17 protein-coding genes and 1 riboswitch are annotated in these 15,791 nt (G+C 36.0%); of the genes, 11 read left to right on the top strand and 6 right to left on the bottom strand.

Annotation, left to right across the window (positions count from 1 at the left end; genetic code table 11):
- Positions 1-44 precede the first annotated feature (44 nt).
- The 3 genes from ACUN26_RS17370 to ACUN26_RS17360 all read left to right on the top strand — a co-directional run bounded on the left by ACUN26_RS17370 (position 45) and on the right by ACUN26_RS17360 (position 1,944).
- Complete coding sequence (locus ACUN26_RS17370) at positions 45-1,013, top strand: aromatic acid exporter family protein (RefSeq protein WP_000472694.1); 969 nt, start codon at positions 45-47, stop codon at positions 1,011-1,013.
- A gap of 16 nt (positions 1,014-1,029) precedes the next feature.
- A complete protein-coding gene (locus ACUN26_RS17365) occupies positions 1,030-1,590 on the top strand; it encodes a L,D-transpeptidase (protein WP_001146537.1) in 561 nt (186 codons plus the stop codon).
- Between the two features lie 114 nt (positions 1,591-1,704).
- Positions 1,705-1,944, top strand: a complete 240-nt coding sequence (locus tag ACUN26_RS17360; protein WP_000281158.1) for a DUF3894 domain-containing protein — start codon at positions 1,705-1,707, stop codon at positions 1,942-1,944.
- 72 nt (positions 1,945-2,016) lie between these two features.
- Here the strand turns inward: ACUN26_RS17360 and prli42 are convergent, their stop codons facing one another.
- Positions 2,017-2,109, bottom strand: coding sequence for a stressosome-associated protein Prli42 (prli42, locus tag ACUN26_RS17355; RefSeq protein ID WP_000549039.1), 93 nt, complete (start codon positions 2,107-2,109; stop codon positions 2,017-2,019).
- Between the two features lie 187 nt (positions 2,110-2,296).
- On the opposite strand from prli42, the gene ACUN26_RS17350 reads away from it, so the two are divergent.
- Positions 2,297-2,842, top strand: coding sequence for a GNAT family N-acetyltransferase (locus ACUN26_RS17350; protein WP_002044843.1), 546 nt, complete (start codon positions 2,297-2,299; stop codon positions 2,840-2,842).
- 127 nt (positions 2,843-2,969) lie between these two features.
- The gene (locus ACUN26_RS17345) at positions 2,970-4,088 is read left to right on the top strand and encodes a tripeptidase T (RefSeq protein ID WP_000609818.1); all 1,119 of its coding nucleotides are present in this window, start codon (positions 2,970-2,972) and stop codon (positions 4,086-4,088) included.
- A gap of 46 nt (positions 4,089-4,134) precedes the next feature.
- Here ACUN26_RS17345 and ACUN26_RS17340 read toward each other — a convergent pair whose 3' ends face one another.
- On the bottom strand, positions 4,135-4,335 hold the full coding sequence (locus ACUN26_RS17340) for a hypothetical protein (RefSeq protein ID WP_002093303.1): 201 nt from the start codon (positions 4,333-4,335) through the stop codon (positions 4,135-4,137).
- Positions 4,336-4,476: 141 nt separating this feature from the next.
- Between ACUN26_RS17340 and ACUN26_RS17335 the strand changes: the two genes are divergently transcribed.
- Entirely contained in the window at positions 4,477-5,715 is a 1,239-nt protein-coding gene (locus tag ACUN26_RS17335) for a DNA polymerase IV (protein ID WP_001208869.1), read from the top strand.
- Positions 5,716-5,756: 41 nt separating this feature from the next.
- On the opposite strand, the gene ACUN26_RS17330 is transcribed toward ACUN26_RS17335, so the two are convergent.
- From ACUN26_RS17330 to ACUN26_RS17320, 3 genes are all read right to left on the bottom strand, one after another.
- Positions 5,757-6,458 carry an MgtC/SapB family protein gene (locus ACUN26_RS17330; protein WP_000262351.1) on the bottom strand — a complete coding sequence of 234 codons (702 nt, stop codon included), beginning with the start codon at positions 6,456-6,458 and terminating at the stop codon, positions 5,757-5,759.
- Between the two features lie 124 nt (positions 6,459-6,582).
- Positions 6,583-9,288: a magnesium-translocating P-type ATPase gene (gene mgtA / locus ACUN26_RS17325; protein WP_000481705.1), complete on the bottom strand. Its 2,706-nt coding sequence runs from the start codon at positions 9,286-9,288 to the stop codon at positions 6,583-6,585.
- A gap of 332 nt (positions 9,289-9,620) precedes the next feature.
- A riboswitch (M-box (ykoK) riboswitch) is annotated at positions 9,621-9,788 on the bottom strand.
- A 195-nt stretch (positions 9,789-9,983) separates the two neighbouring features.
- Complete coding sequence (locus tag ACUN26_RS17320) at positions 9,984-10,235, bottom strand: DUF3932 family protein (protein WP_000665711.1); 252 nt, start codon at positions 10,233-10,235, stop codon at positions 9,984-9,986.
- Between the two features lie 189 nt (positions 10,236-10,424).
- Between ACUN26_RS17320 and rnz the strand changes: the two genes are divergently transcribed.
- From rnz to sdaAA, 4 genes are all read left to right on the top strand, one after another.
- Positions 10,425-11,348: a ribonuclease Z gene (gene rnz, locus ACUN26_RS17315; protein ID WP_000397436.1), complete on the top strand. Its 924-nt coding sequence runs from the start codon at positions 10,425-10,427 to the stop codon at positions 11,346-11,348.
- Positions 11,349-12,031: 683 nt separating this feature from the next.
- On the top strand, positions 12,032-12,175 hold the full coding sequence (locus ACUN26_RS17310) for a hypothetical protein (RefSeq protein WP_000867046.1): 144 nt from the start codon (positions 12,032-12,034) through the stop codon (positions 12,173-12,175).
- A 48-nt stretch (positions 12,176-12,223) separates the two neighbouring features.
- Positions 12,224-12,883, top strand: coding sequence for an L-serine ammonia-lyase, iron-sulfur-dependent subunit beta (gene sdaAB, locus ACUN26_RS17305; protein ID WP_000877455.1), 660 nt, complete (start codon positions 12,224-12,226; stop codon positions 12,881-12,883).
- Positions 12,884-12,901: 18 nt separating this feature from the next.
- A complete protein-coding gene (gene sdaAA / locus ACUN26_RS17300; protein ID WP_000489451.1) occupies positions 12,902-13,780 on the top strand; it encodes an L-serine ammonia-lyase, iron-sulfur-dependent, subunit alpha in 879 nt (292 codons plus the stop codon).
- Positions 13,781-13,829: 49 nt separating this feature from the next.
- Here sdaAA and proI read toward each other — a convergent pair whose 3' ends face one another.
- On the bottom strand, positions 13,830-14,669 hold the full coding sequence (gene proI / locus ACUN26_RS17295; protein WP_000027277.1) for a pyrroline-5-carboxylate reductase ProI: 840 nt from the start codon (positions 14,667-14,669) through the stop codon (positions 13,830-13,832).
- A gap of 165 nt (positions 14,670-14,834) precedes the next feature.
- Here proI and ACUN26_RS17290 point away from each other — a divergent pair, with 165 nt between their 5' ends.
- A complete protein-coding gene (locus ACUN26_RS17290; RefSeq protein ID WP_000125110.1) occupies positions 14,835-15,788 on the top strand; it encodes an MBL fold metallo-hydrolase in 954 nt (317 codons plus the stop codon).
- Positions 15,789-15,791: the final 3 nt, after the last annotated feature.

Raw genomic sequence — 15,791 nt, 5'->3', positions numbered from 1 at the left:
TTTATACTAACTGTAAATACGTTTATACATATAGGAGTAATGATATGTTTAAAATTGGATACCGTACAGTAAAAACAGCAATAGGGACAGGAGCGGCAGTTTTTATTGCTCAGTTATTAGGGTTAGAATTTTATAGTTCAGCAGGTATTTTAGTTATATTATGTGTACAAAATACGAAGCGTAAATCACTTCAAGTATCGGTACATCGATTTTTAGCTTGTGTATTATCAATGGTATTCGCATTTTGCATTTTTGAAACAATTGGCTATACCCCACTTGCAATTAGCGTATTATTACTTACATTTATTCCGACTGCAGTTATGTTGAAAATTCAAGAAGGCATCGTCACGAGTTCAGTTATTGTTATGCATCTATATTCATTGAAACACATTACATGGCTTATAGTTGGAAATGAAATTGCTATATTAACGATAGGAATTAGTGTGGCGTTATTAGTGAACATGTATATGCCAAGTAGTGAAAATAAGCTAAGAGAGTATCGGAATAAAATAGAAAGTAATTTTAAAACGATATTGTTTGAAATGGTTGTGTATTTACGAAATCGAGAAAGTAGTTGGAGCGGGGCAGAACTCATTGAAACCGAGAATATGCTAAATGAAGCAAGAGATTTATCTTTTAAGAAGCTTGAGAATGCATTTATGCGCGAAGATGATTATTACTATCGTTACTTTAATATGCGCATGCAACAATTCGAAATTTTAGAGCGAATGATACCATTGGCAGCCTCTTTATCGTGGACATATGAACAAGCTGATATGATTGCCGATGTTGTTGAAAATATTGGGAATGCAATTAGCCCTGAAAGTACAGGTGTTATTTCCTTAAGGCAGCTTCAAGAAATGAGAGAATTGTTTAGAGAAATGCCGTTACCAGTCACACGTGAAGAATTTGAAATACGTGCAAAACTTGTTCAACTTGTATATGAAATGGAGCAATATTTACTCATTAAAAGTCGCTTTAAGGGAAAGGATAATATAAAAGAACTTATATAGAAGGTAGGAATTATTTATGCCGTATCTTCTCTCTTTCATATTATGTCTTTCTTTATCGCCGATTTGGCCTCTTGGTGATAATCCACGTGCCGGAGATCCTTTCATTATTGTAAATAAAGCGACGAATAAACTAGCTTACATTGACGATGGGAAAATTCAAAAGATTTTTCCCGTAGCGACAGGAAAAACGAATGAATTAACCCCAGAAGGAACTTTTGATATTGTAATGAAAGCGAAGGACCCGTACTATATTGCAAAAGATATTCCAGGTGGTTCACCAAAAAATCCACTTGGATCAAGGTGGATTGGGTTTAATGCAAGAGGAACTGATGGGAGTAAATATGGAATACATGGAACAAACCAACCAAGTTCAATTGGAAAGTATATTTCACAAGGATGTATAAGAATGAAGAAAAACGATGTGGAATATTTGTTTGATCGCATTCCAATTGGAACAAAAGTGTGGATTGTGAAGTCGAAAAAAACATTTCAGCAATTGGCAAAAGAAAAAGGTGCCATTGCATATGAAAAAGCCAACGCAAAGGTTGGCTTTTTCTTTTATCATAAGTTGTCTTGACATGTGTACATAACCATGCGTTAATGAAAATATAGAAAGATAAAGTGAAACTTTAATCAGTGCGAGGTTATTCCCCGTTAATGCGGGATAAAAATAGGTAAAGGGGTTGCTCATATGTACTTGAATCCAAAAATTTCGTATATGCAGTTTTTTATTGGCTTTCTATTTGTGATTACATTCATATTGGCAACTTTTAATATATGCTCTTACGTTGTAGCGATTGTATTGATGGCATTACTTAATCTTACTTTTGTTATTGGGGCGTTTCAACACAAACAGTACACGAGTTTTGTGATAGCGTTAGTAATGGCATTTTCCTTTAGTATTGTAGCGGTTGTGCTTTATATAAAATAAACCATCTCGATGTCGAGATGGTTTATTTTATTATGTGTAAAACGTAAAAAAAGGACGAACACATCGCCCTTTTTACCAAAACATACTTGCGCCAGCAAGTAATGTTGTTACAAGCATAGAAATTAGCATGATATAAACCATAACTTTTTGAGCTTTTTTATGCATCGTTAAACCTCCTTGCAAATCAGTACACCTTCATTGTAACGAGAAATGAAACTGTGGACAAGGGGAGAGAAAGGACAAATTTCGGGAAGGGGTTGCAAAATATAACAGGAAATTTAAGTATGCATAGAGAATATATTAAAAGATAGATTGTGAGTTTTTGTTTTGCAAGCTGAGGAATGGAGATACGATGATGAAAATATATGAGACAGGCCGCTTACATTTAAGGGAAATCGATGAGTCGTATGCTGAAAAAATTCTTCAATATTACGACAGAAATCGTGAATTTTTAAAAGCTTGGGAAGAGTATAGACCGGAGGATTTTTTTACGTTAGATTATCAAAAGAAAAAGCTACAAAAGGATAGAAAAGAGTTTACAGAAGGTAAGATCATTAGGCTATGGATTTTTAAAAAAGGTGATGACACGAAAATAATTGGCTGTATTTCATTTAATTTAATCGTTCGTGGTATTTATCAATCTTGTGTACTCAGTTATAAATTAGATAAGGAAGAGTTAAATAAAGGTTATACGACAGAAGCGCTTAGAAAAGCAATTGCAGTTGCTTTTGAGGAATTTCATTTACATCGTATAGAAGCACCAATTATGCCGCGTAATTTAGCATCTATACAAGTAGTGACGAAAATAGGCTTCCAGTATGAGGGTGTATCTAGGAAGATGTTAATGGTAAATGGAGTGTGGGAAGATCATATGCGCTGGGTATTGTTAAATGAGTAATCGAAAGCAGATGGTTATCTAGACATATAAACCGTCTGTTTTTTGTCTTGTATTTCGAAACTTTTGCGGAATTCTGTTATAATTAGTAGTGTTACATACATAATGGTAGTGCAGGAGGCGCAGTCTTATGATTAATCAAGAACGTTTAGTAAATGAATTTATGGAATTAGTACAAGTAGATTCTGAAACGAAATTTGAAGCAGAAATCTGCAAAGTATTAACAAAGAAATTTACAGATTTAGGTGTAGAAGTATTTGAAGATGACACAATGTCTGTAACTGGTCATGGTGCAGGTAACTTAATTTGTACTTTACCAGCAACAAAAGATGGCGTGGATACAATTTACTTTACTTCTCATATGGATACAGTAGTTCCTGGTAAGGGAATTAAGCCTTCTATTAAAGATGGATATATCGTATCAGATGGTACTACAATTTTAGGTGCGGATGATAAAGCAGGATTAGCGTCAATGTTTGAAGCAATTCGTGTGTTAAAAGAGAAAAATATTCCTCATGGTAAAATTGAATTTATTATTACAGTTGGAGAAGAATCTGGACTTGTTGGTGCAAAAGCATTAGACCGTGAGCGCATTACAGCGAAATATGGTTACGCATTAGATAGCGATGGAAAAGTTGGTGAAATCGTTGTTGCAGCTCCAACACAAGCGAAAGTGAACGCAATTATTCGCGGGAAAACAGCTCATGCTGGTGTAGCACCAGAAAAAGGTGTATCTGCAATTACGATCGCAGCGAAAGCAATTGCGAAGATGCCACTTGGTCGTATTGATTCTGAAACGACTGCAAATATTGGACGTTTTGAAGGTGGTACACAAACAAATATCGTTTGTGATCATGTACAAATCTTTGCAGAGGCTCGTTCTTTAATCAACGAGAAAATGGAAGAACAAGTTGCGAAAATGAAAGAAGCATTTGAAACAACTGCAAAAGATATGGGTGGTCAAGCAGACGTTGAAATAAACGTTATGTACCCAGGATTTAAATTTGCTGATGGCGACCACGTTGTAGAAGTTGCAAAACGTGCAGCTGAAAAAATTGGTCGCACACCTTCTCTTCACCAAAGTGGTGGCGGAAGTGATGCAAACGTAATTGCAGGACACGGTATTCCAACAGTTAACTTAGCGGTTGGTTATGAAGAAATTCATACAACAAACGAGAAGATTCCTGTTGAAGAATTAGTGAAAACAGCAGAATTAGTTGTTGCAATTATTGAAGAAGTAGCGAAGTAATAAAATAAAAAAGACGTGTGAACCAATTATGGTTTACACGTCTTTTTTATTTTGATTCAACTGCTTTCACTAGGCGGATAAACCAATATAAGAAAATCCATGGCAGTATATAAGTTGTTACGATACTTAGTAAACGAGGGAGGAGTCCAGCTGTATTAATATTAAAAATGGGGAGTAGTAAGTAATTAATTAAGAGGATTAATATAATAATGAGAAAGGTAGAGTTAAGTTTACTATTAGATTTCATAATAAGTCACTCATTTTACAATAATATCCATATTTCGTATTAAGTATAGCAAAAATAAGGATAAAAAGAATAAGTAATTATTATATTGTACATGAATTTGGTATAATGAAGGAACAAATGTTCTTTTGAGGGGGGAGTACTATGCGAGAAATGTATCCGAAAAATGGCCGTGTTATTTTACATGTGGATATGAATTGTTTTTTCGCATCTGTTGAAATTGCTCATGATTCATCATTACAAGGAAAGCCATTAGCGGTTGCTGGAAATGAAAAAGAGAGAAAAGGAATTATTATAACGTGTAGTTATGAGGCGAGAGAATATGGAATACGTACGACGATGCCTCTTTGGGAAGCGAAAAGGTTATGCCCACAATTAGTTGTAAGGCATCCAAATTTTACATTATATCGTGAAGCTTCATTTCAAATGTTTCAAATCCTTTCCCGTTTTACAGAAAAGATACAACCAGTCTCTATAGATGAAGGATATTTAGATATTACAGATTGCTATGCACTCGGTTCGCCTCTTGAAATAGCAAAGATGATTCAACAAGCGTTGTTAACAGAGTTACAGCTTCCGTGTAGTATTGGAATTGCTCCAAATCTTTTTCTAGCAAAGACCGCTTCAGATATGAAAAAGCCACTTGGTATTACTGTACTTCGAAAACGTGATATTCCAGAATTGATTTGGCCACTTCCAGTTGGAGCCATGCATGGAATTGGTGAGAAAACAGCTGAAAAATTAAATGATATTCATATACAGACAATTGAACAATTGGCAAAGGGAGACGAGCATATCATTCGCGCTAAAATTGGAAAGCACGGTGTTGATTTACAAAGGCGTGCAAAAGGTATGGATGATAGAGAAGTTGATCCGAGTCAAATGGGACAGCATAAAAGTGTCGGTAATTCGACGACCTTTTCAAAGGATATGGATGAAGAGAAAGAGTTACTTGATATGTTAGAACGTTTATCAAAATCAGTGAGTAAAAGATTACAAAAGCGAACTCTTGTCAGCTATAATATTCAAATTATGATTAAATACCATGATAGGCGAACGGTAACACGGAGTAAGCAATTGAAAAATGCAATTTGGGAAGAACGCGATATTTTTCAAGCAGCATCCCGTTTATGGAAGCAACATTGGGACGGTGATTCCGTTCGTTTATTAGGTGTTACAGCTACTGAAATAGAGTGGAAGACAGAATCGGTGAAACAATTAGATTTGTTTTCATTTGAAGAGGATGCGAAAAAAGAACCGCTACTTGCTGTCATTGATCAAATTAATGATAAGTATGGAACACCGCTTTTACAACGAGGTAGTCAACTACTACGTAAGCAAGAGAAGTCGTTTCAACAAAAGTTAGAAAATAAGTTTATGTAGAAGGTGTCATGAAGTAGTAAATAGCATGACACCTTTCATATTTAACTTGCTTCTAAATCTAAAGAAGTCCTCCACCCAGCAGCAGTAACGCCAGATTCTAATAACATTCTACTTACTATTTTTTCAATTAAGATAGCCGCATTTGTCTTGCAATGTAATGTAGCCTGTATACAGACTTTTTGCTTAGAATCTACATCTTCACTATATAACTCTTTTAAACCGAGACCTTCTGTACTTACCATGTGCATGAGTAAAAAACGAATATGTGCTTCATTTTCTTCGGAACAAGTAAGAGAAAGGAAGTAGTTTGTTTGTTCAGGTGATTCTTCTTTTGATTTTTTATTCATAAAGAGAGCGATCGGGCGAAGTAGTATATTTGCTAGTAAAACGCCGGTTGCACCTAATATAGCTGCAAGGAGAAAACCAGCGCCTGTAAGAGTACCGACAGCAGCACACCATAAAGTAGCCGCAGTATTTTTTAATCCTCTAATACTAAAACCGTCACGGATAATCACACCGCCTCCTAAAAAGCCAATCCCACTAACAACTTGAGCAGCAATACGTGAGGGGCTAGCATCATGATCAAGCATGACGGATAATAAAACAAATATACAGGCACCAAGTGATACGAGAGCATTTGTCCGTAAACCGGCCATCCGGTGTCTCCATTGCCTTTCCATTCCGATGCAAGCACCTATAATAATTGCGATAAATAATCTTAATACAATGTCATACCATACCATCATGGTCACCTCCATACATATAAGTACGTGTGATGTTTTTAAGAATGAGTGGGGAGTACCACTCATTCTCGTTTTTATCCCGCTATTTGCGGGCAGTAAGACCCCCACTGATTAAAGTTTCACTTTATAACCAGCTATGAAACTTTTTAATATAAACTTTTTTCAGGAATTGTGTTAAGAAAGCATAGCCTAATAGTATTCCTACTAGCCAAGGGAAATAGCTAAGTGGTAATGCTTGTAAACCAACAGCCGCACCAAGTGGTGAGAATGGAATATAAATTCCGATTGCCATAATACAAGCGGTTAATAACAGTACCGGTGCTGATGCAGTACTTTGAATGAATGGAATCTTCTGTGTTCTTATCATGTGAACGATTAAAGTTTGTGTGAGCAGTCCAACGACAAACCAACCAGATTGGAATAATGATTGTTCGCTAGGTGTATTTGCACCGAAGACATTCCACATGACTACGTATGTGATAATATCAAATATGGAACTAATTGGGCCGATACAAATAATGAAGTTCCGTAAGTTTGCAGTATCCCATTTTCTCGGTTTTTCTAAAAATTCTTTATCCATTTTGTCCCATGGAATAGACAGCTGTGAAATATCGTAAAGCAAGTTTTGAATTAAAAGGTGAATGGCAAGCATCGGTAAAAAGGGAATGAAAGCACTGGCCACTAACACACTAAATACATTTCCAAAGTTAGAGCTAGCCGTCATTTTAATATATTTTAAAATATTTCCGAACGTAGTGCGTCCTTCTAAAATGCCCGCTTCTAATATAGTTAAACTTTTTTCAAGTAGAATAATATCGGAAGACTCTTTTGCGATATCAGTTGCAGTATCAACAGATATTCCAACGTCAGCATCACGTAATGCTACGGCATCGTTAATACCATCCCCCATATAACCTACTGTATGACCGTTCCCTTGTAAGGCACGAATAATGCGAGATTTTTGCATTGGATTTATTTTTGCGAACACTGTTGTTTCTTCGGCTAGTTTTGCTAATGCTTTATCTGGTAAAGAATCGATCTCGTAGCCAAGGATAGGCTCACCAATATCCAATCCAACTTCTTTACAAACTTTTTTTGTAACAATTTCATTATCACCAGTTAAAATTTTTACTTGTACACCATGTTTCTGTAATGCTTGAATAGCAACAGATGCAGATGGTTTCGGTGGATCTAAAAAGCCAATATATCCAGCGAGAATCATATTAGTTTCATCTTTTACCGCGTACTCTTTATCATTTATTTTTCTATTTTTTTTATAAGCTACAGCAATTACACGCATACCTTCGCCATTCAATGTCTCACTTAGTTGTTTGACATTTGAGCGCATTTCCTCGGTAAGTTGAACAATCTTTCCGTTTGATTCAGTGTAGTTACAAATGGATAAAATTTCTTCCACGGCACCTTTACAAACCATTGTATGTTCACCTGAGATGTCTTTGACGATGACGGACATGCGACGGCGGGCAAAATCAAATGGAATTTCATCTAGTTTTTGAAACGTTGAAGGGTCGAACATTTGTTTTTCTTCTGTATGCTCAATAACAGCTTTATCTATTAAATTTTTCAATCCAGTTTGATAGAAGCTATTTAAATATGCAAACTGTAATACACGATTGCATGGATTACCAGTAGGATCTAAATGTCTAACAAGAACAACTTTATCCTCTGTCAATGTCCCAGTTTTATCTGTACAAAGAATGTTCATCGCGCCTAAGTTTTGAATAGAATTTAGCTGTTTTACAATAACTTTTTGCTTAGACATGTTCACAGCACCTTTAGCTAAATTAGCAGTTACAATCATTGGTAACATTTCAGGTGTAAGACCAACTGCAATAGCGATAGCGAAGAAGAAAGCTTCTTGCCAATCACCTTTTGTGAATCCATTAATGAGAAGGACAATGGGCGCCATAATAAGCATGAATGTAATTAAGAGCCAGCTTACTTTGTTTACACCTTTATCAAAGCTTGTTTCTGCGCGCTTCCCGATTACTTTATTCGCTAAAGAGCCGAAATACGTATCGGTACTTGTTGAAACGACAACAGCTTTTGCGCTACCACTTACAATATTCGTACCCATAAAGCAAAGGTTTTCCATATCGAGTGGATTGAAATTTTTTTTCATATTTTTTGGTAAGATATGCTTGTTTTCTGTATGGTAGCAGTTTTCGTATTTTTCTACAGGAAGTGCTTCCCCGGTTAATGAAGACTGATTAACAAATAAATCTTTAGCCGATAAAATACGCACATCAGCTGGAACGATGTCACCGGCTGAAAGTGAAATAATATCGCCAGGTACAAGTTCTTCAATTGGAATTTCTATTGTATAATTTCGATTTAAATTCGTTACGTTTTTTGTTTCGTGTACAAATCCATCTATTCTAAAGACGCTCGCGGTTGTTCGAACCATCGCCTTTAATTTATCCGCGGCTTTTTGAGAGCGGAATTCTTGTAAAAAGCGAATCGTTGAACTTAGAAGTACCATTACAGATACGACAATTGTTCCTTGCATGTCATCTGTGAAAAAAGAGAGCGCTCCAAGAGCTAATAAAACAAAAATAAATGGATTTTTAAATGCCAGCAGAAATTGAATGTACCACGGCAATGTTTTATTATGAGCAATTTCGTTCGGACCATATAAAGAAAGTCTACGGGACGCTTCTTGTTTAGAGAGTCCATTTTCTGTAGTTTCTAGAAGTTTTAATGCAGAGTTTATATCTTGTGTTGCAACTTCCACTAATACTTTGTTATTTGTTTGCATGCTATCTTGATCGTAAGCATGCTTTGTTTCTTGTCTTTGAAAATTAAACATCGGTAGTTCCTCCTTTGTCATGAAGGAGGAAACAAACTGTTACTCGACTATTTAAAATTAGGAGGAACAGCTTCTTTCCTACCTACATGATGAAATATTAACGTAAAACATATGGGTATCTGGGCCGAATCATCACTTGCCACTGTTCCTCACCTCCGTCCAATTTAATAGTTTCTGAATATGCTATGTTTGTTTCATAGTCAGGTGCATAAAGACATAAAAAAGACCTTTACTCACAACGAGTAAAGGTCTGAATTCACAGTTGAAAAACGTCCACACGAAAGCCTGTTAGTAAACATAGCTAAAAACAGTTTTTGTGTATGACAAAATACATGCACCTCTCCCTCGTTGAGTTTTAGCACTGTATAGCATAGGTACTGAAACCAGCTACGTTAAAAAAGGCCTTCATTCCGACCTTTCCTGTTGACCCATTGGCGTCTCTCGACATTTTTGGGCAGCAGCGTTTCTCTATACAGGAGCCTCACCTAACAGAGACCATATTCAATTACATGTTGAATGTTAGCACTGTAAAATCGTAGTGTCAATATCTTTTTAATCTGTTTTTTTGAAAAATCAAATAGATTTATGAAGGGTATATAGTATGAAATAAGTTGTATTTTTTGAGAATAAGTTGGAAAAATAAAAAATAATGAATATAAATAAAAAGCACTCATTACAGTGCTTTTTATAATAGATTATGAGATTGTAGGATTTTCAAAAATAACAATTTCTGAGTTATTTGTTGTTGAAACGCGTTGTGCGTAATATGTTAAAGCTGAAGAAATATATGTTGGTAATGTCTCATTTGTATGTGATGTTGTATATTCATGGATTAATTCTTTTAAAGTCGTCCATTCTAATTGTGCTGGGTGATCAGACACGAAAGAACTTACCCAGCGATCAAATGAAGATGAAAAATCAGTTTGTAAACGAAATACTTCTTTCATAATAAAACGCTCCCTTAAAATGTAGTACAATCATTTTACCACAAAACACGAACGATAGCTAAATTTTTTGAGTATAACGTTCGTGTTATATAGTTGTCTAGATGATTGGTTATGTAAATTCAATTTGCCATTTGAAATAACATTCCGTAAGATGAAAGATAGATTATATAAAGAGCTGGAGGAAAGAAAGTGGAATTTGTATTTTTAGGAACTGGTGCAGGTGTTCCTTCAAAAGGAAGGAATGTTTCAGCAATTGCTTTGCAGTTGTTAGAAGAACGAGGACAGACTTGGTTATTTGACTGTGGCGAGGCGACGCAACATCAAATACTACATACGTCTGTACGTCCACGCCGCATTGAAAAAATATTTATTACGCATTTACATGGCGATCATATTTTTGGATTGCCGGGTTTATTGGGTAGCCGTTCGTTTCAAGGTGGAACAACAAAATTAACAGTGTACGGACCAAAAGGAATTAAACAATTTATTGAAGTGGCATTATCAGTAAGTACGACACATGTGAAATATCCACTTGAAATCGTTGAGATAACAGAAGAAGGTACTGTGTTTGAAGATAATGAGTTTTATGTAGAAACGAAAAAATTGTCACATGGCATTGAATGTTTTGGATATCGTATTGTAGAGAAAGATATACAAGGTGTTCTTTTAGTCGATAAATTGCTCGAAATGGGAGTGAAACCAGGGCCAATCTTTAAGCGTTTAAAAGATGGAGAAGTAGTTGAATTAGAGAATGGTACGATACTAAATGGAAAAGATTTTATCGGTCCGCCTCAAAAGGGAAGAATTATTACCATTTTAGGTGATACACGATATTGCGAAGCGAGTAGAGAGCTAGCACAAAATGCTGATGTACTTGTTCATGAAGCAACTTTTGCGGCAGACGATGAACAACAAGCGCATGATTATTTTCATTCCACATCTAAGCAAGCTGCGAGCATTGCACTTCATGCAAATGCGAAACGATTAATATTAACTCACATTAGTTCTCGTTATCAAGGAGATACATATAAGGAATTATTGAAAGAGGCACGAGAGTTATTTCCTAATACAGAAATAGCGACAGATTTAAAATCATTTCCAGTAGAAAAATAATGATTTTTGGAAAAATGGTAACATTAGGTTACCATTTTTTTATGTCTAAAAAATTTTAAAAATAAAACTGTTATTATTTTATACTTAAACTTGGATGATACAGAAACTTAGAATGGTTTGAATATATAGGATAAAAATACGTAATAATGATTATTTAGAAAAACTGTTATATAAGTCAGATGACATACAAGTAATACAAATAGCAGAAAGGGACTTTTATTCAGAACTTTTAAAATTCAACAAAAGTAAGCGTTTTATAAAAAACAAGCTATAATGAGGGCAGATTACAATTTATTATAAGTCACATGCATATTAGTCATTGTCGTAACAAGTGAAGTTGACTAAAACATGAGAGAGTAATATGGAGATTATAATAGGAAAGATATCATTATTTGTACTAAGTCTTTTTTACTTTTTAGCTAAACGGTATGATTAGCTAGTGTAGCTGTTGCAAGTGGTTTAGTAGAAGCTTTTTTAATAATAAGTTGGTGGGGATTTAATTGGTATACCACTCTTTAAAAGAGTTCAGAACATCAGCAGGTAGTCTAGGTTGAGTAGCGGGTGCAAATTTAGTTGTATTAACAATGGTTATATCACCTGTTTATGCTATGCTTGCAATGGCTTCTGTGTTAAACTTTGGATTGCTACCAGGATTTATTGCTGGTTATCTTATATCGTTTTAAATGAAAGTAATGCTATATTTCTTATGTATTATGGTATCTGGTATTATTTCAGGATATTGGTTCATTTTATTCAAAAACTATCCAATTCGTACAGCGGAACAAATTCGTGGTAGAACTGGAACAGCAACAAATGTGGCAGCTTAATAAAATAGTAGAATAAATTTTTTTCATAGAGGTTTAGGGGGAGTTATGATGAAGTACCGCTCAGTGTTTGATATTATTGGTCCGGTTATGATTGGTCCATCAAGTTCACATACAGCAGGCGCGGCAAGAATGGGGCAAGTTGCTCGTCAGCTGTTTCGTCATGAGCCAGAGAGAGTTAGCATTTCATTATATGGTTCATTTGCAAAAACATACCGTGGTCACGGTACGGATGTAGCGCTAATCGGTGGAATACTTGGATTTGAAACAGATGATTTACGTATTCCAAGTGCGTTAGATATTGCAAAAGAACGCGGGATTGAAGTGGAATTCATTGAAGAAGATGCAAATGCTCCGCATCCAAATACAGCGAAAATTCGTCTGTATAAAGGTGAAGAGGAAATTGAAGTTGTTGCTTGCTCAATTGGTGGCGGTAAAATTGAAGTTGTAGAATTAAACGGATTCGATCTTCAATTAACAGGCACGAGTCCAGCACTACTTATTGTAAATAACGATCGCTTTGGTGCTATCGCAGCTGTAGCTTCCATTCTTGCGAAACACGAGATTAACATTAGTACAATGAGCGTTTCTCGTAAAGAAAAAGGAAGAAGAGCGCTTATGGTCATTGAAACAGATGAATTGTTAGCAGATGAAGTGATTGAAGAAATAAAAGGGCAACAAAATATTTGTCAAGTAACTATTATGGATTAATTGCAGGGGGGACACACCATGTTTCGGAACGCAGCGGAACTAGTGGCGCAAGCTAAAGAACAAAATGTAAAAATCGCAGAAATTATGATTCAATGTGAAATGGAAACAAGACATATTTCACGTGAAGAAGTAATTGCTGGTATGGAAAAGAACTTAGTCGTGATGGAACAAGCAGTAGAACGTGGTATTCGCGGCGTGAAATCACCAACTGGTTTAACTGGCGGTGATGCTGTAAAAGTTCAAGCGTATATGAAGAGCGGAAAAGGCTTATCTGGAGATACGATTTTGGACGCAGTGAGTAAAGCTGTTGCAACAAATGAAGTAAACGCGGCGATGGGGATTATTTGTGCAACACCAACAGCAGGTTCTGCTGGAACAGTGCCAGGTGTACTGTTTGCACTGAAAGAAAAATTACAACCTACACGTGAAGAAATGATTGAATTTTTATTTACAGCAGGAGCTTTCGGTATGGTAGTTGCGAATAATGCTTGTATTTCTGGTGCGGCAGGAGGATGCCAAGCAGAAGTTGGTTCAGCAAGTGGAATGGCAGCGGCAGCAGCAGTTGAGATGGCTGGTGGAACACCAGATCAAGCAGCTACAGCGATGGCAATTTCATTAAAGAATATGCTTGGTTTAGTGTGCGATCCTGTTGCAGGACTTGTAGAAGTACCTTGTGTAAAGCGTAATGCAGCGGGTGCTTCAAATGCGATGATTTCAGCGGATTTATCATTAGCTGGTGTAACGAGTACAATTCCATGTGATGAAGTGATTGAGGCAATGTTTAGAATCGGACAAACGATGCCAGTAGCACTTCGTGAAACAGCTGAAGGCGGGCTTGCAGCAACACCGACAGGTCGTCGTCTACAAGAAGAGATTTTTGGAAAGAGTAATAACTAAAAGTATATGATGATAAAAAATGGAGCTCAAGTAAGATTGAGCTCCATTTTTATTTTTCTTTTGTGAGTTGTTCTAATGTTTTTCCAAGATCATGTGATCGTTTCGTTGCCTGTGTAATACAAGAAACGAGTGCTTGTTGAAATTTATTTTCCTGTAATACTTCAATGCCTGCTTCGGTAGTTCCGCCAGGAGATGTAATTTCCTTTCGCAAAACAGAAGGGTGTTTTTCGCTTGCTTTTAGCATTTCAGCAGCACCAATCATCGTCTGAAGAATAAGCGATTTTGCAACATCTTCTTTTAAACCAATTTTTTTTGCGGCGTCTTCCATCGCCTCTACTACGTAATAAATATAAGCTGGTCCACTTCCAGACAATGCAGTGACAGCATGCATATCTTCTTCCTCTACAACAGAGACGAGACCGACCGTTTCAAATAAAGATTTTGCAGTTTGAATATGTTCCGCTGTTGTATGTTTTGAAGGCGAAATAGCGGTAGCTGATTTTAAAATAGCGGCAGATGTATTTGGCATTGCACGAATGATCGGAACGTTTTTTTGAAGTAGGTTTCTAATCGAGTGAGTAGAAACACCTGCTAATAGCGAAATAATAAGCAAATCCTTATTTATATATTCTTTAAGAGGGGTAAGCGCTTCTGCAACATCCTTTGGTTTCATTGCTAGAAAAAGAATATTTGTATTAGCAAGTAGTTCTTTTTTGTTATGCGTACCTTTGACACCATATTTTGTATGTAGCTCTTGTAACCTTGTCTCGTTAGAACGATTACTTACGGTAATTTGTTCTCCTTTAACTACATTTGCGTGTAACAATCCACCAATAATCGCTTCGGCAATAGAGCCTGCACCGAGAAAGGATATGTTTTGAATAGACATGATGTTCCTCCTTTAAACTTGGTTAGAAATACTTATAAATGTACATACATTCGGTTTTTTATAGAAAACACCTCTTTTTATCTGAAAATAATGACAAATTTATGTAGAAGTTGTAAACTGAAGAAGTATTCATTTTTGAACCGGAAAGAGTCAGGGGGGCTAAGCATGACGGCGATTCACCGAATGGAGATTCCTGTGCCATTTGCAGTTGAGACTGTGAATGTGTTTTTAGTTGAGGGGGAGACATTAACATTAATTGATACAGGGACGAATACAGAAGAGGCAAAAAATGCGTTAGAAAGTCAATTAGGTGCATTAGGTTATACGATAGAAGATATTGAAACGGTAGTGATTACGCATCATCATGCGGATCATTGTGGACTTTTAAATATATTTTCTGAGAAAACGAATATTATTGGACACCCTTGGAATGAGCCGTGGATCACGCAAAATCCAGAGTTTTTAAAGCGGTATCATGAGTTTTTTAGAGAGACAGCCTTGCAGTTCGGTGTTCCAGCAGCATTTTTGAATGACGAGGCATTATTGACGACAAGGACACTTAAATATTCTTGTAATAGATCGTTAACACATACTGTGAGAGAGGGGGATCGTATTGATTCTTTACCTGGGTTTACAGTAATTGAAACCCCAGGCCATGCTTCTACTCATATTTCTTTATATAGAGAATCCGATGGGATATTAATTGGTGGGGATGCTCTCATTAGTCATATTTCTTCAAATCCAATATTAGAACCACCATATGAAGGGCAAACGGAAAGAGCACGTCCATTGCTACAATACAATCAAACGTTAAAACGTTTAAGTGAAATGAATATTTCACGTATTTTATCAGGGCATGGGGAAGATGTTCTAAATGTGAAACAACTTATTGAAACGAGGTTACAAAAGCAAGAAACACGTGCATTTAAAGTACTTGAGTTATTAAAGGAAAAACCGATGACAGCATTTGAAGTATGTGTGAAGCTATTTCCAGTATTATATAAAGAACAATTGCCGCTTACTATCTCCGAAACTGTTGGACAATTAGACTTTTTAGCATATAATCAACAAGTGATGATTGATGAATCTTCGCAACAATTGATTTATTATGCAAAGTAGGTG

The organism is Bacillus sp. WC2503, assembly GCF_052682895.1.
The sequence above is the reverse complement of the archived record's forward strand: the minus strand, read 5'-3'. Positions and strand labels throughout refer to the sequence as shown.